This is a genomic window from Streptomyces sp. NPDC045678 (assembly GCF_056432085.1).
On the sequence record NZ_JBWKJS010000002.1, the window covers coordinates 563,538 to 582,523 of the forward strand.

The 18,986-nt window shown below is 71.6% G+C and carries 17 protein-coding genes; all 17 read right to left on the reverse strand.

What is annotated here, in order from left to right:
• Window positions 1-108 precede the first annotated feature (108 nt).
• The 17 genes from AC07DO_RS09025 to AC07DO_RS09105 all read right to left on the reverse strand — a co-directional run bounded on the left by AC07DO_RS09025 (window position 109) and on the right by AC07DO_RS09105 (window position 18,455).
• The gene (locus AC07DO_RS09025) at window positions 109-450 is read right to left on the reverse strand and encodes an acyl carrier protein (RefSeq protein WP_479057978.1); all 342 of its coding nucleotides are present in this window, start codon (window positions 448-450) and stop codon (window positions 109-111) included.
• A gap of 67 nt (window positions 451-517) precedes the next feature.
• Window positions 518-1,564: an alcohol dehydrogenase family protein gene (locus AC07DO_RS09030; RefSeq protein ID WP_479057979.1), complete on the reverse strand. Its 1,047-nt coding sequence runs from the start codon at window positions 1,562-1,564 to the stop codon at window positions 518-520.
• Window positions 1,561-2,868 carry a condensation domain-containing protein gene (locus AC07DO_RS09035; RefSeq protein WP_479057981.1) on the reverse strand — a complete coding sequence of 436 codons (1,308 nt, stop codon included), beginning with the start codon at window positions 2,866-2,868 and terminating at the stop codon, window positions 1,561-1,563. The genes AC07DO_RS09030 and AC07DO_RS09035 overlap by 4 nt, the downstream gene beginning before the upstream one ends.
• The gene (locus AC07DO_RS09040; RefSeq protein ID WP_479057982.1) at window positions 2,865-3,671 is read right to left on the reverse strand and encodes a class I SAM-dependent methyltransferase; all 807 of its coding nucleotides are present in this window, start codon (window positions 3,669-3,671) and stop codon (window positions 2,865-2,867) included. Before AC07DO_RS09040 ends, AC07DO_RS09035 begins: the two co-directional genes overlap by 4 nt.
• Window positions 3,668-4,594: an amidohydrolase family protein gene (locus tag AC07DO_RS09045; protein ID WP_479057984.1), complete on the reverse strand. Its 927-nt coding sequence runs from the start codon at window positions 4,592-4,594 to the stop codon at window positions 3,668-3,670. Before AC07DO_RS09045 ends, AC07DO_RS09040 begins: the two co-directional genes overlap by 4 nt.
• Window positions 4,591-6,492, reverse strand: coding sequence for a beta-galactosidase trimerization domain-containing protein (locus AC07DO_RS09050; RefSeq protein WP_479057985.1), 1,902 nt, complete (start codon window positions 6,490-6,492; stop codon window positions 4,591-4,593). Before AC07DO_RS09050 ends, AC07DO_RS09045 begins: the two co-directional genes overlap by 4 nt.
• Window positions 6,474-7,625, reverse strand: a complete 1,152-nt coding sequence (locus AC07DO_RS09055) for a DegT/DnrJ/EryC1/StrS family aminotransferase (RefSeq protein ID WP_479057986.1) — start codon at window positions 7,623-7,625, stop codon at window positions 6,474-6,476. Before AC07DO_RS09055 ends, AC07DO_RS09050 begins: the two co-directional genes overlap by 19 nt.
• A complete protein-coding gene (locus AC07DO_RS09060) occupies window positions 7,622-8,386 on the reverse strand; it encodes a sugar phosphate nucleotidyltransferase (protein WP_479057987.1) in 765 nt (254 codons plus the stop codon). Before AC07DO_RS09060 ends, AC07DO_RS09055 begins: the two co-directional genes overlap by 4 nt.
• The gene (locus AC07DO_RS09065) at window positions 8,383-9,456 is read right to left on the reverse strand and encodes a glycosyltransferase family 4 protein (RefSeq protein WP_479057989.1); all 1,074 of its coding nucleotides are present in this window, start codon (window positions 9,454-9,456) and stop codon (window positions 8,383-8,385) included. The genes AC07DO_RS09060 and AC07DO_RS09065 overlap by 4 nt, the downstream gene beginning before the upstream one ends.
• A 5-nt stretch (window positions 9,457-9,461) precedes the next feature.
• A complete protein-coding gene (locus AC07DO_RS09070; RefSeq protein WP_479057990.1) occupies window positions 9,462-10,454 on the reverse strand; it encodes an NAD-dependent epimerase/dehydratase family protein in 993 nt (330 codons plus the stop codon).
• The gene (locus tag AC07DO_RS09075; protein WP_479057992.1) at window positions 10,447-11,751 is read right to left on the reverse strand and encodes a nucleotide sugar dehydrogenase; all 1,305 of its coding nucleotides are present in this window, start codon (window positions 11,749-11,751) and stop codon (window positions 10,447-10,449) included. The genes AC07DO_RS09070 and AC07DO_RS09075 overlap by 8 nt, the downstream gene beginning before the upstream one ends.
• Before the next feature lie 65 nt (window positions 11,752-11,816).
• Complete coding sequence (locus tag AC07DO_RS09080) at window positions 11,817-12,593, reverse strand: creatininase family protein (protein WP_479057993.1); 777 nt, start codon at window positions 12,591-12,593, stop codon at window positions 11,817-11,819.
• 10 nt (window positions 12,594-12,603) lie between these two features.
• Window positions 12,604-13,551: a tRNA-dihydrouridine synthase gene (locus AC07DO_RS09085; protein WP_479057995.1), complete on the reverse strand. Its 948-nt coding sequence runs from the start codon at window positions 13,549-13,551 to the stop codon at window positions 12,604-12,606.
• Window positions 13,548-14,093: a nucleoside 2-deoxyribosyltransferase gene (locus AC07DO_RS09090; protein WP_479057997.1), complete on the reverse strand. Its 546-nt coding sequence runs from the start codon at window positions 14,091-14,093 to the stop codon at window positions 13,548-13,550. The genes AC07DO_RS09085 and AC07DO_RS09090 overlap by 4 nt, the downstream gene beginning before the upstream one ends.
• Entirely contained in the window at window positions 14,090-15,550 is a 1,461-nt protein-coding gene (locus AC07DO_RS09095) for an aldehyde dehydrogenase family protein (RefSeq protein WP_479057999.1), read from the reverse strand. Before AC07DO_RS09095 ends, AC07DO_RS09090 begins: the two co-directional genes overlap by 4 nt.
• Window positions 15,551-15,956: 406 nt before the next feature.
• Window positions 15,957-17,378 (reverse strand): condensation domain-containing protein, encoded by a 1,422-nt coding sequence (locus AC07DO_RS09100; RefSeq protein WP_479058001.1) that lies wholly within the window; start codon window positions 17,376-17,378, stop codon window positions 15,957-15,959.
• A gap of 405 nt (window positions 17,379-17,783) precedes the next feature.
• A complete protein-coding gene (locus tag AC07DO_RS09105; RefSeq protein WP_479058003.1) occupies window positions 17,784-18,455 on the reverse strand; it encodes a response regulator transcription factor in 672 nt (223 codons plus the stop codon).
• Between the last annotated feature and the right edge of the window lie 531 nt (window positions 18,456-18,986).

Genomic DNA, 18,986 nt, shown 5'->3' on the forward strand with positions numbered 1-18,986 from the left:
GCACTCCCCCTCCCCCCCCCCCCCCCCCCCCCCCACCCCACGCCCCCCCCCCCCCCCCCCCCCCCCCCCCCCCCCCCCCCCCCCCCTTCCGGGCTCACGCGTCCCTGCTCACAGAGCGGAGGAGTTCGCCGCGCTCGGCGTGCCGCAGCCCTTCTCCGCGAGGAATTCGGCCTGGGTCATCGGGGTGGCGTTCTCGAAGAGGCGGTTGAGGAGTTCGCCCTCCCACTCCACCGCTTCCACCTCGTCGATCCCGTACTCCGCCAGGATCCGGCCGATGGCCTGCAACGCGAGCAGCGAGTAGCCGCCCATCTCGAAGAAGTCGCTGTGGTGGACGTCGATGGAGTCGGGGCTCACCTCCAGCACCTGCGCCCAGATCCTGCGCACCACTTCCGCCGCCGCTTCCGCGTCGCCCGACGTGGACGGGAGCGGGGCGGCCAGGTTGTCCGTCACTGTTCCTCCAGGTGTCTCGATGTGCGGCTGTCGTGCGTTGACGTGGTGGTCGGGAGCGGTGCCGCCCTCACGGGATCAGCACCACCTTGCTGGCCTCGCCGGAGTCGAAGAGCCGGAAGCCCTCCGCGCCCTCCGACAGCGGCATCCGGTGCGAGATGAGGTACGTCGGGTCGACGCGGCCCCCACGTACCAGGTTCATCAGCGGCTCGAAGTCGCCGACGGGGTCACCGACCGCGAAGCGCAGCGTGACCTCCTTGGCGAACGCGAGCCGGGTCGGCATGGGCATGGCCTCGGAGGCGTGGGCGCCCACCGCGCAGACCACCCCGCGCGGTCGTACGAGGTGCAGCGCGGTCAGCAGCGAGGCGTCAGTGCCCACCGCCTCCAGGACGGCGTCCGCGCCGCGTCCCCCGGTCAGGTCGGCGACCTGCTGTTCGATGTCGGGCGTGGCCGGCACCGGGCACGCGCCGCGTTCGGCGGCCAGTTTCCGCCGGCTCTCCAGCGGGTCGACGGCGAGCACCCGGGCGGCGCCGAGGAGCCAGGCGGCGTCCAGGGCCAGCAGGCCCACCGGGCCGCAGCCGACCACCGCCACCGTGTCCCCGGGACGCACCCCGGCGCCCACGGCGCACGCGTACCCGGTGGCGAGGACGTCGCCGACGAACAGCGCCCGCTCGTCGCCGACGTCGTCGGGGATCGGGAACAGCACCGTGTCGGCGAACGGCACCCGCACGAACTCGGCGTGTCCGCCCGCGTAGGCCCGCGTGCCCACCACGGTGGCGTAGCCGAACAGGCCCACCCGGTCGCACTGGTAGTGCCAGCCCCGGCGGCAGGAACGGCAGTGCCCGCACGCGATGATGTCCGAGGCGACGACCCGGTCACCGGTGCGGAGGCCGCGTACCTCGGAGCCGGTCTCCTCGACCACGCCGGTGAACTCGTGGCCGGTGACCGTTCCCGCCGGAAAGCCGTCGATCTCACCGCGGTACGGGTGGAGGTCGGTGCCGCAGATCGCGCTGCGCACGACCCGGACGACGGCGTCCCGGGGTTCCTCGATACGCGGCATGGCGACGTCGTCCGCGACCTCCGCCCGGCGTGTGCCGTGCCATTGCAGCGCCTTCATCCGTCCTCCAGTTCACGGCAGCCGGCGTCGAGCTCCTCGGCCAGGTCGTCGAGGAGGCGTGCGGCGGCCTTGTCGTCGTACTGGCCGGGGTCGTGGACCAGGAGGACGCGCAGCGCGCCCGCGTCCTCGTAGAAGCCGAGGTCCAGGGGGTACGCCGAGAAGGGGTCGTGGTTGACGAGTGTCGTGTCGAGGCCTTCGAGTGCGGGCGGCACCTCCGGTGTGGTCTGGAAGGAGACGCAGACGCCGATCACCGGCCGGAATCCGGGCCGCCACAGCCCGAGGGCCTGAGCCAGCCGCTCGAACGGCATGTCGCGGTGGGTGTAGGCGTCGATCAGGTTCCGGCGGACCCGGTGCAGCAGGGCGCGGAAGTCCGTGTCCGCGGGCACATGGGTCCGTACCGGCAGCAGGTTCACGAAGAGGCCGACGGCTTTCTCGAACTCGGCCCTGGTGCGGAATCCGCCCCGCGTGCCCACGATGATGTCGTCGGTGTCGACATGGCGACGCAGCATGCGCTGGGAGGCGGCGAACAGCAGCATGAACAGGGAGACATGCTCACGCCGTGCGGCCGACCGCAGCCGTTCGTACAGGGCCTGGGGAACGGCCATCCACTGGGTGCGCGGGTGCTGTCCGGCCTCCGTCGGCGCGGGAGAGGCCAGGGTGAGCGGGGGCAGCGCGGACGCGGACGCCAGCACCTCCTTCCAGTGGGCGAGTTGTTTCGCGCCGGCCGGTCCGCCGAGCCACTCCCTCTGCCGGCGTACGAAGTCCCGGTACTGGGTGGGCACCGGCGGCAGCGGCGAGGGACGCCCGTGCAGGTGGGCGGTGTAGAGCAGCTCCAGTTCCCGGAGGATCACCACCCACCACGACCAGGCGTCGGAGACCAGATGGTGCGAGGAGACGCGCACGATGTGCTCACGTGGCCCGAGTGCGAGCAGCGTCGCCCGCACCACGGGCCCGCGGACCAGGTCGAAGGGGCGCCGCAGGTCCTCCGCGAGGAACTGCGCCGCCGCCTCTTCGCGTCTCCCCTCGGGGAGCGTCGTGAGATCCGTCAGGGGCAGCGGCACTTCGACCCGCGGGGACACCCGCTGGACGGGCAGGCCCGCCACGACGGGGAAACAGGTGCGCAGCGCCTCGTGCCGGCTGACGACGTCCTCGATGGCCGCCCGCAGGGCCGCCGCGTCCAGCTCGCCGACGAGGCGGAAGGTGACGGCGTCGGTGTGGCGGGGGTGTCCGGCGCGGCGCTCCAGGAACCACATGCCCTGCTGGGCGTACGACAGCGGAGCGTCCTCGGGCGCGGCTGTGCTCACTTGACGCCCCACGTGAACAGCCAGCGCCGGGGCACGCCGCTCAGCTCCAGTTGCTCGAAGGTGGTGCGCAGGCCCCGGATCAGCGCTTCGGCGCCGAGGGCGAGGTCGCTGATGCCGGTGGCGCCCTCCACGAACACCGAGTAGGAGCAGAGGGCCTCCCAGTCCTCGAGCGACCACGTGTACTCGGCCTCCTCGGACTTGGTCTGGGAGAACCCCGCGTCGGCGAAGAGGTCTTCGTGCTGTCGCGGTGTGAGCGTCTGCATCGCCACGGGCATCTCGCGCACGAGCACGAGGTCCGTGCCGCGGTCCCGCAGGACGGCGCGGGTGGCGCGCAGCCAGTGGGTGTAGAAGGACCGGGTCTCGGGGAGTATGGCCCCTTCGTAGAAGAGGGTGTTCAGGGCGCAGCGTCCGCCCGGGGCGAGCAGGCGGTGGCAGCCGGCGAGCACGTCGCCGCGCTCCGCGGCCGGGATCTGGTGCATCACGTTGCTCAGGACGGCGACGTCCACCGGTCCGGTCAGGGACTCGACGTCCTGGGCGCGTCCTTGCACGAAGCGCACCTTGGGGTCGCTCAACCGGGCTCGCGCGATGGCCAGTTCGTGCTCCGATGGGTCGATGCCGATGATGGCACCGACGTGCGCGGAGTGTTCCAGGAGCAGTTCGGTGGCGAGGCCCGAGCCGCAGCCGACGTCGGCGACGACGCCGCCCTCCGGGGCTTCGCAGATGTCGACCAGACGCTGGGTGACGTCGCCGTAGAGGGGGCGGCGCGACATCGCGTCGAACTCGTATCCGTGGACGAAGGTCATGACACCTCGAGACGTCGATTCGGGTGGGTCGGACGGGGAGCCGGCGCGGCGTGGGGGTCGGTGGCGGCGAGCAGCCGCGCCGCTGTGCCTCCCATGAGGGCCTCGTACTCACGCGGTGAGAGCGGCTCGCTGCCGTCCGGCCACGGCCCGGGGTCCCGGGCCAGTTCCGCCGTGCGGGTCACGGACCCGGTCATGGACGCGAAGGGGAAGTCGGTGCCCCACAGGAGCCGGTCGAGGACGCCGCTGCCGCGGGCGTGGGCCAGTGCCCCGGCCACGGTCGCGGGCGGCTGGTAGGAGCCGAAGATGGACAGGTCCGCGTACAGGTTGGGGTGCCGGGCGAGCAGGTCGACGCAGGGCCCGGACCAGGGGGTGCCGAGGTGGGCGAGGATCACCTTCAGACCGGGGAAGTCCCTGGCCACCTGTTCGACGAGGAGCGGGGAGAAGAACCGCGGGTCCGCGTTGCGGGAGGGCGTGTAGCCGGTGTGGATCAGTACCGGGATGTCCAGGTCCGCCGCGGTCTCGTACACGTCGTACCACCGGCGGTCGGCGGGTGACATGCGCAGGTAGCAGGGGGCCGTCTTCAGTCCGCGCAGGCCCAGGCCGGTGACGGCCTCGCGCAGGCGTTCGGCCGCGCCGGGGGTGCCCGCGTCGACGGAGGCGAAGCCGGTCAGGCGGTCGGGGTGTCGGGCGCACAGGTCGGCGACGAACTCGTTCGGCACCGAGAACCCCTCGACGCGCCGCACGTCGAAGGCGAGCAGGAAGACGCGGTCGACGCCCGCGGCGTCCATCTCGGCGAGCAGCCTGGCCTCCGGCGCGGTGAGGTCCTCGGGCGCCAGGTCGGTGGTGGCCGTCATCTGTTCGGCGAAGCGGGCCGAGTAGTGGCGGTAGTACTCCCCCGCGTGCACGTGCGCGTCGATGATCACGGCTGCCGCCCCTCGGGCAGCGCCGGGTCGTCGCCGCGCCAGAACAGCAGCCGGACGCCCTTGGGTTCGAGGCGCAGCAGCTTCTCGCTCCCCGGGGCGCCGTCCGCGGTCCGACGGCGCAGGACCGTGTCCACCGGCTCGGGGGCGTGGTTGATCACCACGCCGCAGCGTTCGTCGCCGCGTCCGAGGACGGTGGTCTCCACCGACGGGTCGTCCGCGGTCAGCGGCGCGCGTACGCCCGCCTCCTCGGCGACGGCCTCGTACAGGCGGTGCCAGTCGGCTTCCCGCAGGCGGTAGGGGGCGTTGAGCTGTGCCTCGAGGGGGGCGTTGAGGTAGTAGACGCTGCCCTCGCCGAGACGGTGGCGGGTCAGGGCGGGCGAGCCGTCGGCGAACGCGGCCAGTGCCTCGGCGCCCGCCGTGTCGATCACCGGGATCGGGCCCGCGTCCCAGCGCAGCGGGAAGCGCGCGCCCGCCCAGGTGAACTCGGCGTGGGTGTCGTCGGCCCGCGTGAAGTCCCGTACGCGGATGCCGAACAGCTCCTCGTCACCGGCGGCGTCCAACAGGCTGCCGGTGGAGTACAGCAGCACTCCCCCGGAGGTCACGTACCGTGCCAGGCGGCGGCGGTCGGGCAGCGACAACTGTCGTACGGAGGGGCAGATCACCAGCGCGTGCCGTTCCAGCTCCGCGTCGCGCCCCGTGAACTCGTAGGGCAGGTGGGCCTGTTGAAGGAGAAGGTGGGCGTAGAAGGCGGCGGGTGCGTCGCTGCCCGAGGGCGTCAGGTAGCCGGCTTCCTCCTGCTCCTCGGCCTCGGGGACCAACACGCCCACCGGGGCGGGGAGCGGCCTGAACCCGGCCAGGTCACCGGTCACGTGCCGGATGAACGCGCGGTACTCGGCGAGGGCGGGCTTCTCCCCGCCGTCCGCGTCCAGAAGGCCCACGCGCCGCTCGTTGGGCCGCAGCGCGTAGGGCTTGCGTTCGGTGGTGAAGTCCTGCCAGCACCACACGGCGGTGCCGACGGCGCCGGCCGCGAACGCGGAGTGGGAGGCGGCCCGCAGGTAGTTCGCGGCCGTGGTCCCGTCGCAGCCGTAGCTGCCCAGTTCGTCGACGTACACGGGCCGGTGGGCGCTGCCGCGCCGCACCAGGTAGGGCAGGAAGGCGGTGGCCTTGCGGGCCGCGACGGACTCGATGTGGAACGGCGTCCACACCGGGAAGCCGTGCAGGCCCACCATGTCGAGGCTGTCCGCGTGCTCCGGGCGGAAGGCGTGGCCGCCGAGGACCGCGGAGGGCTCGTTGGCCTGGAGGACCAGGGCGCCCGGGTCGGCGTCGCGGATCGCCGACGCGAGCGTCCCCCACCACGCGCGCACCTCGTCGGACCCGAGGGCGGCGGACGACCGGGAGTCGACGTGGATCACCTCGTCGCCCAGGTCGTACGCGAGGACGTTCGGCTCGTCCCGCAGCTCGGCGGCGATGTGGTGGACGAAGGCCCGCTGCCGCTCGCGCAGGTCCGCGTCGCGCCACAGGTCACGGCCGTCCCGCCACGGCAGGTCGAACCGCTGGCCGTTCATCCAGATCGTCAGGAGCGAGGGCAGGCACAGCAGACCGTGCCGCCCCGCGGTCCGGACAAGCTCCCGCAGCCGGTCCGTCGTCGCCGGGTCGTAGACGCCTTCCTTGGGTTCGAAGTCGGCCCAGAAGACGAAGAACCGGACGGTGTTCAGGCCTTCCGCCGCCATCCGCCGGAAGTCGTCGTCGATGCGGTCGCCGTCCCACTCCCGCCAGTAGTCGCACCCCGTCGGCGACGGGTGGTAGTTGACGCCGACGCTGACGAACGGGTGCCCGTCGCGGTACAGGGCGCCGTCGGCGAACGTGACACGCCCGCCGCTCACGCGGTCTTCGGCCATGCGTCGCTCACCGCCTCGACGACCTGTCGCACCTCGTCCTTGCCGATGCCGGGGTGCAGCGGCAGGGAGAGCTGACGTGCCATCACGTCCTCGGTGACCGGCAGCCGGCACGGGCCTCCCCTGCTGCGCCGCTGGTAGGCGGAGAACAGGTGGGTGGGCGGATAGTGCACGCCGCTCTGGATCCGGGCGGCGCGCAGCCGGTCCTGCAGTGCGTCGCGGTCGGTGCCCGCGGGCAGCACCATCGCGAACAGGTGGTGCGCGCTCTCCTCCACCGGCCGGTCGGCGTACGGCACCGTGATGCCGGGCAGCGGGGCCAGCTGCTCGCGGTACATCAGGACCGCCTCCTGCCGGCGGATCTGGCCCGCGGGCAGGGCTTCGAGTTGTACGCGGCCGATGGCGCAGCCGATCTCCGTGGGCCGGTAGTTGAGGCCCAGCATGTCGACGTCGTACAGGGAGGATCCCCCGTGGTGGCGCTGCTGGGCGCTGACGGTCAGGGCGTGCGAGCGCAGCCGCCGGATGCGGTCGGCGACGGCGGGGTCGCGGGCCACGGCCAGGCCGCCCTCGCCCATGGCCAGGTTCTTCGTGGCGAAGAAGCTGAAGCAGCCGATGTCCCCGACCGTGCCGAGCATGCCGTGGGGCGAGTCGGTGACGGGGGTGTGGGCGCAGTCCTCGATGAGGGCGAGGCCGTGCGTGCGGGCCAGGCGGGCCAGGGCCGTCAGGTCGGCGGGGTGACCGCCGTAGTGCATGGCGACGATCGCCCGGGTGCGCGGGGTGATTCTGCGGGCGGCGTCCTCGGGGTCGATGGACAGGTCGTGCGCTCCCTTGACGTCGGCGAAGACGGGGGTGGCGCCGGACAGGGCGACGGTCGCGGCGGCCGACACGAAGTTCAGCGAGGGCAGGACGACCTCGTCGCCGGGGCCGAGTTCCAGGCTCAGGACGGCCAGGTGCAGGGCGGCGGTGCCGCTGCTGACGGCGACCGCGGACCCGACGCCGAGCGCGGCCGCGTACCTGCCCTCGAAGTCCTCGGTGACGGGCCCGGACGAGAGCCAGCCGGAGCGCAGGACCTGGGTGACCGCGTCGATCTCGGCCTGCCCGATCTGCGGGCGGTACAGCGCGATGTCGAACGCCGTCATCCGGATGCCACCTCCTGGAACGCGCCGGTGACCGCGTCAAGCACCGCCGCGGCGCCACGGCCCAGATAGCGGGCGCGGTCGTTGCGGAAGGCCGCGGCGGCGCGGTTCAGCTGCTCGGGCGTGCCGATGTCGTGCCAGTCCCCTTCGATGACGTGGCCATCGATGCGCTCGCCCTCGGCACGGGCGCGGTCGAGGAGGGCGGGCATGTCGTCCCGGACACGGGGCACGAGCAGCCGCCGCAAGGACGGTTCGAGCACATAGATGCCCCCGCTGACCAGGAAGCTCAGCCGGGGCTTCTCCCGGAAGTCGGTCACCCTGCGGTCGTCGTCGAGTTCCACCACGCCGTGCGCGATGTCGATGTACTGGCGGCTCAGCGCGACGGTGGCGGCTGCCCGCGACTTCTTGTGGCGTGCGATCAGGTCGGCGAAGTCGATGTCGGTGAGCAGGTCCGCGTTCATCACGAGCGTGGAGTCCTCGAAGGGCGGCAGCAGCGCGAGTGGGCCCGCCGTGCCCAGCGGCTCCTCCTCCGGGAAGAAGTCCAGTTCGAGGCCGGCCCAGCGGTCCCCGCCGAAGCTCGCCTCGATCATGTGGGCCTGGTGGCCGAGCGAGAGCGACACGTGGGTGAAGCCGGCACTTCGCAGCTGCGCCAGGATGATGTGCAGGATCGGTGTGCCGTCGATGGGTACGAGGGGTTTGGGGATGGTCAGGGTGTGCGGCCGTAACCGTCGGCCCACACCTCCGGCCAGTACCACTGCTCTCATCGGGCCTTCTCCGTTTGCTTCCGGGCGGCGGTCAGCGTGCGGTAGACGGTGTGGACCCGGTCGGCGACCGCGTCCCAGCCGAGTTCACGGCGCACCTTGTCGTGGCCGTGCTCTCCCATGGCGCGGCGTTCGGACGGGTCGGCGAGGAGCCGGTTCACCGCGTCGGCGACGGTCCGGGGGGTGGGGGGGACGAGCAGGCCGTCCCGGCCGTGGGCGACGATCTCCCCGCTGCCGAGGAAGGTGGACGCGACGACCGGTTTGCGGCAGGACCACGCCTCCACGTACACGAGCGGAAAGAGGTCGACCGTGGAGGGGACGCACAGCAGCTCGCAGGCGGCGAGGGCACTGTGCTTGACGTCCTCGTCGACCATGCCGAGCTCGATGACGCGGGGTCCCGCGTACCGGGCGAAGTGTTCCGCGCAGTCGTCGTCCCAGCGCGGGCCCAGGAACACGAAGGACGTGTCGGGGTGGTCCCGCCAGATGTGCTCGGTGGCCTCCAGGAGCGTGACGTAGCCCTTGGAGCGCGTCTTGCGTCCGAGGAAGAGCACCATCGGCCCCTTGATGCCGTGTGCGCGGCGGAATCCGTCGGGGTCGGGGGTGCCGGGCAGATGCGGTCCCTGGCCGATGATGTGGAGTCTGCGTCCGTCGACGCCCGCGTCGCGGAGCATGTCGCGTTCCGCCTCGGACAGGGCGAAGACGGCGTCCGCGTGGCGGCATCCGTCGAGTACGGTCTCGCGGTCCGGCCACACGTCGGGGGCGGACGCCGGGGTGACGGCGAACGGTACGTCCCAGGCGCGGGCGAGGTCGAGGCCGGCCGCGATGTCCTGCGGGTGGAACGCGTCGATGGCGTGGACCAGGTCGGCCCGGTCGGTGTCGTCGGGCGTGGCGGGCAGCGGCTGGATACTCACGCCCGAGCCGCGCATGAACGCCGCGGTGTCCTCGTCGACGGGGTTCGAGTACACCCCGGCCTCCCAGCCGAGGCGGCTCATCGACGCGGCGAGGTACTGCGTCATCAGTTCGGCCCCGGCGCGCGCCGGGAAGTAGCCGCGGTGGACGTACCGTACGCGCACGCCGCTCACGCTCCGCTTCCCCGCGCGGCGGTGGCCCGGGGGTGCCGGGCGTACCACTCGCAGGTGCGGCGCAGTCCCTCGCGCAGCGGTATCGCCGGGCTGTATCCGGTCAGTTCGCGCAGCCGGGTGATGTCGGGGAGGCGCCGGGCCGGGGAGAGCGGGGGCGCCGGGTGGACGTCGAGGGCCGGGTGGCGGTCCAGGGCGTCGAAGACGTGCCGGGCCAGATCCCTGATGAGGATCTCCTCCTGGTCGTTGCCGATGTTGACCAGCAACGGTTCTTTGGTGGGCAGCGCGGTCAGTGCGACGAGGGCGTCGACCGCGTCGTCGACGTAGCAGAACGCGCGCGTCTGGTCGGCGCCGTGGATCTCGAAGGGGTCGGCGCCGCCGAGGAGGCGTTCGACGAACTGCGGGATCACGTGGTCGTACCCCATGCGGGGCCCGTAGATGTTGTGGAAGCGCACCATGCGCAGGGCGAAGCCGTGGGTGCGTGCGTACGTGCGGCACAGCAGCTCGCCGGTGATCTTGCTGAAGCCGTACGAGGAGCGGGGCACCGTCAGGTCGGGGACCATCAGCGGCACGTCCTCGTCCGTGGGGACGGACGCGATGCCGGCCTCGACGCTGCCCGCGTAGGCCTCGCTGGACGAGGCGAAGCAGAGGGTGGCGCCGGTCAGGCCGGCGAACCAGTCGAGGAGGTGGACGGTGGTGAGCAGGTTGGTGCGCAGCACCCGTCGGGGGTTGTCGTTGGACTCGGCGACGCCGACGACGGCCGCGAGGTGGTAGACCTCCGCGTAGTCGTCCCCGAGCAGCCCGTCGGGCACGGGGGTGGTCAGGTCGTGCTCGACGAGCTCGACGGAGCCGAGGAGTTCGGAGAGCTCCGCGTCGGACCGGCCCCTGCTGAAGTCGTCGAGCAGCGTCACGTCGCAGCTTGCGGCGGCGCGGCGGGCCAGGTGCAGGCCGATGAAGCCCGCTCCTCCGGTGATCAGGATCTTCTTACGCACGGCCGAGCCTCATCGCCTTCGTCGAGGGCGGCAGGACCCGCCAGGTGTCGTAGACCAGCGCCGGGTCCGCCATGCGCGCCACCAGGTCGGCGGCGTCGACGTCGCCGTAGCGCACGTGGTCGTTCAGGAGGATCGCCGCGTGCGCCCCGGTGAAGCCCTCGGTCAGGTCGACCGGCCGGACACCGAGCGACTCGATGCGGGCCGCCGGCACCACGAAGTCGTGGCCGACGACGTCCTTGACCCGGTCCTTGAGGAACGGCAGCAGCTGTTCGTACGGTGCTCCGCGCAGGTCGTCGGTCTCGGGGCGGCCCTTGTAGGCGAAGCCGGAGATCAGGATCCTGGCGTCGGCCGGGTCGACGCCCTGTTCCGACAGCGCGGCCAGGACACGTTCGCCGACCCTGCGCGGCATGGACTCGTTGAGGGTGCGGGCGGCGGTGATCACCTGCGGGACGTGGTCGTACGCCGCGACCGAGTGCGCGAGCAGGTACGGGTCCTTGGTGAGGCAACTGCCTCCGACGAAGCCGGGCTTGTGCAGGTTGGGCCTCGGGTAGTCGAGGTTGGCGGAGTCGATGACCTCCCGCGCGTCGAGGCCCAGCTTCTCGGTGATGAGGGCGACCTCGTTGCCGAAGCCGTAGATCAGGTCGGTGTGGCAGTTGCACACCAGCTTGACGAGTTCGGCGCTCTCCAGTGAGGAGACGGGTACGACCCGGTCGGAGAGCGTGCCGAAGAACTCCGCCGCCCGCTTGGCCGCGTCGTCGCCGATGCCTCCGACGATCTGCGGCAGGGAGAGGAGTTCCGCCAGCGCCTGACCCTGGATGGTGCGCTCCGGGCAGTACGCGATCAACGGTTCGGGGATCCGCTCGCCGAGGATGGGCAGCACCAGGCTCCGTGACGTGCCCACCGGCACCGTGCTGCGCACGATGACGAGGGTGGTCTCGTCGATGCCTCCCGCGATCGCCTCGGTGGCGGCCCGCAGGTGGCTGAGATCGGGTGTGGTGCCGCCGGTCTCGATGGGTGTGCCGACGCAGATGATGACGACGGGCGGCAGTTTCTGTCCGCGTACGTCGGTGGTGACACCGAAGGCACCGCTCGCGGCCGCGCCCCTGATCTCCTCCTCGACGCCGGGTTCGGCCAGTTCGAGTACGCCCCGGGCGAGTTCGGCCGCCACCTTGGGGTTGGTCTCGTAGCCGAGCACGCTTCTGCCGGTGGTCAGCAGCGCGGCGGTGAGGGTGACGCCGACATAGCCCTGCCCGACGACGCACACGTCGTAGTCCTCGTACGGCCTGGTCGATGGCATTGACATAGCTCCCTGGAGGTGGCGTTCATGCGGTCACGACTTCAGGTCTTCACGCGCTCATGTGGTCATGGACAGGAGTCCCGGGGCGGCTTGCCGAGGAGGTCCACGGCGCCGTCGACCAGGTGCCGGAAGAGACGCTCCCCCAGTTCGGCGGAGGCACCGGCGGCGGACGACAGCACGCCTTGGTTCGAGATCCCGTCCGCGTCGACGGGGTGCCGGTACACACCGGCGGGCGGCGGCGCGTCGTGGCTGGGGCGTTCCGCCCGGACGGTGCCGGGGCGGAGGTACATCATCAGGCTCGTCTCGGTCAGGCCCGCGTGCTCCGCGTGCCAGCCCGGGAAGTGCGGGACGTGTTCGCCGAGCCACTCCTCGGTGACGAGGCTCCACCAGCTGAAGGCGAGCACCTCGGTGTCCGGGAACAGGGCGGCCTGCGCGCAGTCGTCGATCGCCTCGAAGAGCAGGCCCTCGTTCTCGTAGTGCCCGTTGATGACGACGAGCCGGGCGGGTCCGAGGCGGGAGAGGGACGTCAGGCAGTGTGTGAGGTAGTCGATGAACGTGCTGCCGCCGATGTGCACGGTGCCCGGGAAGTGCAGTCCGCCGCCGCTCTGCGGCAGCGACCTCGCCGAGAACGGCTGGCCGGGCAGGAGCAGGCCGCCGGCCTCCGCGACCACCTGTCGGGCCAGGGCGTCCGGGATGTCCATGTCGACCGAGAGCGGGAGATGGGGGCCGTGCTGTTCGAGGCCGCCCACCGGCCACACCAGAGTGCCGCCGTCCATGGCCTGCCGTACTTCCGCGCTGGTCAGATCGCCGTAGCACGGTACGTTCGTGGCGCGTTGCCGCATCGCGTTCACCTCATGCCCCCTTGACGCTCCGGCCCACCAGGTCCGCGACCGTGCCGCCGTGCGAGGCCAGCCAGTCGTCGAAGCCCTGGCGGATGGCGCGGAGCGTGGCGTGCATGTTCTTGTGCAGCACCGTGTAGACCTGTACGGCGTCCGCGCCCACGCTCAGGTACTCCGCCACGTCCGCGGCGTCGTTGACTCCGCCGCTCGCCATGACGGGCACGGTGAGGCCGTCGCGGCGCAGGCCGTAGATCTCGGCGAGCACGAGCGGTTTGATGCCGGGCCCGGAGTAGCCGAACGCCCCGCCGAGGCGCACCTCACCGGTGTCCGCGTCGACGGCGAGGCCCGAGATGGTGTCGCTCAGGGTGAGCGCGTCCGCGCCGGAGGCCGTGGCGGCGTCGACGCGCTCCCGCACCCGCTCCCCGATCGCCAGCTTGACGCTGATCGGCACCGCGGTGCGACCGCGCACCGCCTCGGTGTACGCGGCGACGCGCTCGGGCGTGTCCGCCAGGCCGCCGTCCTCCTCGTTCAGGCACGAGATGCCGAGTTCGAGTGCGGTGCTGCCCGCCTCGGTCACGCGCTCGGCCAGGTCGGCGAGTTCGCCCGGCGAGTCCGCGTGCACGGACGTGATCACCGGCAGGTCGTCGTCGGCGAACCGGCGCAGCATCGCGCACCAGTCGTCCACCGAACGGCGGGAGTACGTCGTGCTGTTGAGCATGCCGGTGGGCAGCCGGAGCAGGCGTTCGTTGCCCTGCGGGCCCGGGCTCGGGTGGATGGTCTTGGTGACCACGGCTCCCGCGCCGCCCGCCAGCAGCCGCCTGATGTTGCGTTCCTGGTCGGTGAGCAGGCCGGAGCCCACGACGACGGGGGACTTCAGGCGCAGGCCGAGGATCTCCGCCGGGACCGTGGTGGCGGGCCCGGGCGCCTCGGGCCGGTTCTCTGCGTCCTCGGCCGCCGTCACTGCGCCATCACCGCTCCCTGGCCCAGCTTGTCGAGCAGCCGGAGCAGTTCGAGGGGGTTGGCCCGCGCCTCCACCAGGTCGACGACGGTCACGTTCGCGACGGACGGGAGCCCGCGCAGCAGGTGGCTCGCGTTGGGTGCCAACGGCAGCGGAGTGACGATGACGATGGGCTTGTTCAGGGCGGAGGCCCAGCCGAGTTCGACGTGGGTGCCGTCGGTGCGCATCAGTTCACCGGCCGCGTCCACGGGGAGCACCGGTACGAACACGTCGCAGCGGCGCATCCAGCCGATGTCGCGCACACTGACCTGGTCCGGCGAGAACAGGGGCGTGTCCACGCCGAACTTCTCGGCCACGTGGGCGGAGAAGACCGTGCCGTGCGCGGCGGAGACGGCCGCGATGATGTCGCCGATCGCATGCTGCAACGGCTGGTGGAAGCCGTCGTCACGGATCGCGTGCTGGATGGGACCGCCGACGAAGACGCTGACTCCCGTCAGGTCGATGCCGTCCGTGCCGTCGACGCGGACCACCGTGCTGTCACTCATGACATCTCCCGATCTGCTTGGCGAAGGCGAAGCGCGCTGTGGTGCACCTTGAGCTGCGTGTACTCGTTCAGACCCCACGCGCCGTACTCGACGCCGATCCCGGAGTGCCGGTGTCCGCCGAACGGCACGTCGTGCCGCAGGGCACCGTGGGTGTTGATCCACACGGTTCCGCAGCGGGGTCGCCCCGCCAGTTCCCGCGCGCGGTCCTCGTCGCCCCACAGGGAGCAGCCGAGCCCGTACGGCGAGGCGTTGACCTGTACGAAGACCTGTTCCAGGTCCTCGTAGGGGATGACGGGGACCACCGGGCCGAACTGTTCCTCCTCTTCGAGACGGCTGCCGGGCGGCAGCCCGGTGACGACGGTGGGTGGATAGAAGTGGCCCGGCGTGTCGAGGGGTCGGCCGCCGGCCAGGACGTCGGCTCCCGCCGCCACGGCGTCGTCCACCAGGCCCGCGACCCGGACCAGTTGGGCGCGGTTGACGAGCGGGCCGTACTCGGTGGCCGGATCGAGCCCGTCACCCACGATCGCCGTCCGCGCCTTCTCCGCCATGGCCTCGGCGAGTCGGCGGTACGTGGCACGGGGCGCGTAGACGCGTTTGACCGCGGCGCAGAACTGGCCGCTGTTGGTCATGGCGGCGGTGAACAGGTCCGGTGCGACGGACAGGACGTCGGTGCCGGGCAGTACGACGGCCGGGTCGTTGCCGCCGAGCTCGAGCACGACCCGTTTGAGGTCGGCGGCTGCCTGCCGGGCGATGGCGCGGCCCGCGGTGACCGACCCGGTGAAGGAGACCAGCCGGACCGCCGGGTGGACGGTCAGCCGGGCGCCGAGCTCGACGTCGCCGTCCACGACCGCGAAGGTGCCCGCGGGCAGGACTCCGCCGAGGATCCGGCCCATCATCAGGCTGGACAGCGGCGTGTCCGGGGACGGCTTGAGCACCACGGTGTTGCCGGCGAGGAGCGCGGGGGCGATCTTGCAGACGGCCAGCAGGACGGGGTAGTTCGAGGGCGCGATCGCGGCGACCACACCGTACGGCACGCGCTCCAGGTCGACGCGGGCGGCGGGCTCGTCGACGAGCCGCTCCGGCTCCATCCCCAGCTCCGCGGTGCGGGCGAACCAGTCGGCGGCCAGGCGGACTTCGGCCCTGGCGTGTTTCAGGGGCTTGCCCTGTTCCCTGGTGAGCAGTTCGGCCATCGGGTCCACCGCCCCGAGCAGGGCGCGGTGGCAGGAGCGGAGCCGCTCGCGGCGTTCCGCCAGGGGGGTCGCCGCCCAGCCGGGGAAGGCGCGGGCCGCGTCGTCCAGCACGTCGTCGAGCTGTTCGGGCGTACAGCCCGGGGTTTCGGCGAAGACCTTGCCGAGGGCCGGGTTCTCGACCGGGGCCGGCCCGTACCGCACGGAACCGGGGCCGCTCGGGGGGAACTCGGCTTGGAGGGAGGCGAGTTGACCAACAGATGAGGACATGGGTTCCCGTCACGAGGGGGTCGCGTAGGGGCGGTTGTCGGCTGTCGACTGATGGGGGGGCGGGGCCGCGGGGAGGGGAGAAGGGGGACGGTGCGGTGCTGCGGTGAGAGCGGCGGAGCGGTGGGAGGGGTGCGTCCCGCTGCCGGAACTCCGCGTCTTCCGTGACCTGCCGTGATCGAACCGGGCGGCCCGTGCAACAGTCTTGCCGGGTCCCCGGTGATCGAACACCCCCACTTTGGGCTATGGTCATCCGGCTACTCCGAAAGCCCGGTCCAATGCACGTGGCGGACGCGCCGGCCTGCCGGGATCATCGTGCGCACCTCCGGCCGAGCGTCCGGGCATGCCGCGGCGCCGGCCGTCGACGGGCGGAAGCCGGACGGTCGGCGCGCGTCGAAGCCCCTGGCTCTTACGATTCGGCGGTCGAGGTCCTTCCCGCGCCGCCCACCGCGACGGTCCGGCCGTGCTCTTCCCCGGCACTCTCGACGTACTCGACCAGCAGGCGCTCGATGTCGTGCAGGAACGCGTGGACCTCGGACGGCGTGAGTGCCCGGTGGTCGGCGTTGAGCACCATGCGGATCCAGCCGGGGACCTCGTCGTCGACCATGATGAAGAAGGTCTCGCCCTCCTCGAACTGGTCCGGGGCGACGACGGTGTCGGCCGTCGCGGCCCGCAGGATCTCGCCGGTCACCGGATCGTCGCCCTCGGCCGCACCGGGCAGGCCTTGTTCCTCGCGGACGTCGTTGAAGCAGTACGAGAGGTCGACGGGTACGCCGGGTCCGCGGGCGGAGGCGATCAGACGCGCCACGTCGTCGGGGTCGTAGAGGCCGTTCGCGTACGCGGCGGTGCACGCGGCGAGAGCGCGGCGCGCGACGTCCTCGACGCGGTCGCCCTCCAGGCCGATCGTCACCGGCACCTCCATGTGCAGGTTGGCGACGGTGGCGCGCACGTCCGGGTCCGACCGGTTGGCCGTGAGCAGGCGCAGGGTGCACGACGGCAATCCGGTGCGGAGGCCGAGGAGTTGGGCGACGACGGTCAGCAGCACCACGGATGTGCTCACCCGCCAGCGCCGGGCAAGGACCGGTACCGCGAGTGCCACGGCACGGGAGCTCATGCCGGCGCTGTACCGGACCGGGGCCGCCGGGTCGCCCCGGCCCGGGAACAGGGTCGTGGGGGCGCTGTCGAGCTGGCGGCACCAGTAGGCACGCGCCCGCTTCTGGAGGGCACGGCCGCGCGGGGAGTGTTCCAGCCGCGCCTGCTCGACGGGCTGCCGGGCCGGTACGGCGGGCGGCAGAGGCCGGCCGGCCGCACGCGCGTCGAGCAGCCGGGTCATCTCCTCGGCCAGCAGCCGCACGGATGTCAGGTCCACCGCGAGGTGGGACACATAGAACGCGGCGAGCACGGGAGCGCCCTCGACGACGGACACCATGAACCGGATGAGCGGGGCCCGCGCGGGGTCGAAGGGGGTGTGGCGCATACGGCGTTCCCAGGCCTGCCGCACGCTGTCCGGGTCGTCGTGCGGGGCGAGCGTCCACACCTCGGCCTCGAACTCGGCCGCTTCCACGACGTGTTGTACGAGGGAGCCGTCCGCGTCCCGGTGGAAGCCGGTGCGCAGCGACTCGTGCCGTCCGAGCAGCTCGGCCCAGACGGCGAACAGGTCCTGTGCGGTGCCGTGGCCGGGCAGGGGCACCCAGTAGCACACGTCATAGAAGGCGGCGTCGGGCAGCTGCCCCTGCATCAGGTTCCAGATGTGCCGCTGGGCGCAGGTGGTCGGCGCGGAGACCGCCCGTCGTCCAGCGAAGGGGATACGGTGCCGGACGAATTCAGGCACGGCTCGGTCCTTTCCAGGACGATGAGGTGAGTGAGGACGCGCTGATTCACCGTAACGGCGGCTTCGCGCGAGCGTCACCCGCGCTTTCGGGGCTGACCGTTCGGTCACCGTCCACCGGCTCGGGCTGCCCGATACGGCGCACCGAACGGGCGCCCAGTGGGGGCTTCCCACACGATTCGGGCACAGCGAGTATCGGGTGCATGCGAGTTATCCGACGCGTCGCGCCGCACGGCTTGCGGATTTCCGGATATTCGGAAAGGCCGTCACGCGTGACGTAGGCCTTACGAAAAAGGAGCGTCCCTGTCCGCCCGCCGGGACGAACCCCGCGACACCGAACCCCACGACACCGAGGCGCGGGCCACCGAGGCGCGCGGGCCACCGAACGGACCGGGACATGACTTCCTGTCAGGTGATGAGACCGTTCTGGATGGCGGTGACCACCGCGGCCGTGCGGTTGGGTGCCCCGAGCTTGAGGAGCAGGCTGGCGACGATGCGTTTGACGCCGTGGCTCGAGATGCCGAGGCGCCGGGCTATCTGTTTGTTGCTCAGCCCCTCCGCGAGCAGCGGCAGCACTTCGTTCTCGCGTCCCGTGAGGTTGCCGACGCGGCGCCGGCGCTGCTGTTCCGGCTCCCGGACGCGCCGCAGAAGCGCCCGGGTGACCGAGGTGGGCATGGGCACCTCCCCGGCCACGATGCCATGGAGCGCGTCCTCGACCGCGGTGGCGGTCAACTCGTTCTCCACCAGGAATCCATCGGGTACCGAGGGACCCGCGAGTATCTCTTCGGGAACCTCGGTGGTGGTGAGCAGAAGGAGAATCTTCGGGCGGCGCCGCCGGGCATCCACGAGCACGCCTCGATCCGGGCTGTAGTCCTTCTCGTGCAGGAACAGCACGTCGACTTGGTTGTTGCCTAAGGTTTCCTCCACCTCGCCCCAGTCACCGCAGTGTCTGACGTCCCTGACCAGAGGGGCCGTCGACAGTGCGGCCCGCAGCCCCAGCTGCAGGAATCCGTTGCGCACGAGAGTGGTCACCACGAGCTGCTCTCCTGGAAACGGGGGGTGGCACAGCGCCTGACTCACTCGCATTCCTCCTCACTGTCGCCACGTGCCCTGCCGTGTCCGACGTGGGGAGATGACGCCGCCCCCGCGCCGTCCACCGGCAGGCCGCGGCCGGCTCACCACCGCGCACACCTGCAATAGGCGCGCAGTTGCAAGCGCTTTTCAGCACTGGACACTCATCACAGTACCCAGACGTTTCAAGCGACTTCAACCATTCCAGTTGACGCGACACGTTCAGGCCGAGCGGCCCGAAAAAGACGTCGGCACACCACCCGTACTACTGATTTAATTTTCAACTCAGAGCTATTAACGCGCCCCCGGGGACGGACTTTCCTTTCGGGGTGAAAACCAGTAGCTTCCATGCCACGGCACGCTCCGCCCCCGCCCGCCCCACGTCGCGGCGCGCCGGGTGATCCGCTCGCGCGGGCGTCCGGCGACACTCCCCCTTCCGGCCAAAACGAATTCGCATTGACGGCCGGAAAACCTTGCGTTCCCGTCACCCACCAATTCGCTGAATGATGGCCGAAACCATGCGTCGCTGCCTTTTCCGGG

Excerpts from the sequence above, each read along its gene's own strand:
- AC07DO_RS09055 (WP_479057986.1), bottom strand. The coding sequence starts at position 7,625 with ATGACGGCGTTCGACATCGCGCTGTACCGCCCGCAGATCGGGCAGGCC.
- AC07DO_RS09050 (WP_479057985.1), bottom strand. The coding sequence starts at position 6,492 with ATGGCCGAAGACCGCGTGAGCGGCGGGCGTGTCACGTTCGCCGACGGC.
- AC07DO_RS09040 (WP_479057982.1), bottom strand. The coding sequence starts at position 3,671 with ATGACCTTCGTCCACGGATACGAGTTCGACGCGATGTCGCGCCGCCCC.
- AC07DO_RS09075 (WP_479057992.1), bottom strand. The coding sequence starts at position 11,751 with ATGCCATCGACCAGGCCGTACGAGGACTACGACGTGTGCGTCGTCGGG.
- AC07DO_RS09095 (WP_479057999.1), bottom strand. The coding sequence starts at position 15,550 with ATGTCCTCATCTGTTGGTCAACTCGCCTCCCTCCAAGCCGAGTTCCCC.
- AC07DO_RS09060 (WP_479057987.1), bottom strand. The coding sequence starts at position 8,386 with ATGAGAGCAGTGGTACTGGCCGGAGGTGTGGGCCGACGGTTACGGCCG.
- AC07DO_RS09090 (WP_479057997.1), bottom strand. The coding sequence starts at position 14,093 with ATGAGTGACAGCACGGTGGTCCGCGTCGACGGCACGGACGGCATCGAC.
- AC07DO_RS09030 (WP_479057979.1), bottom strand. The coding sequence starts at position 1,564 with ATGAAGGCGCTGCAATGGCACGGCACACGCCGGGCGGAGGTCGCGGAC.
- AC07DO_RS09080 (WP_479057993.1), bottom strand. The coding sequence starts at position 12,593 with ATGCGGCAACGCGCCACGAACGTACCGTGCTACGGCGATCTGACCAGC.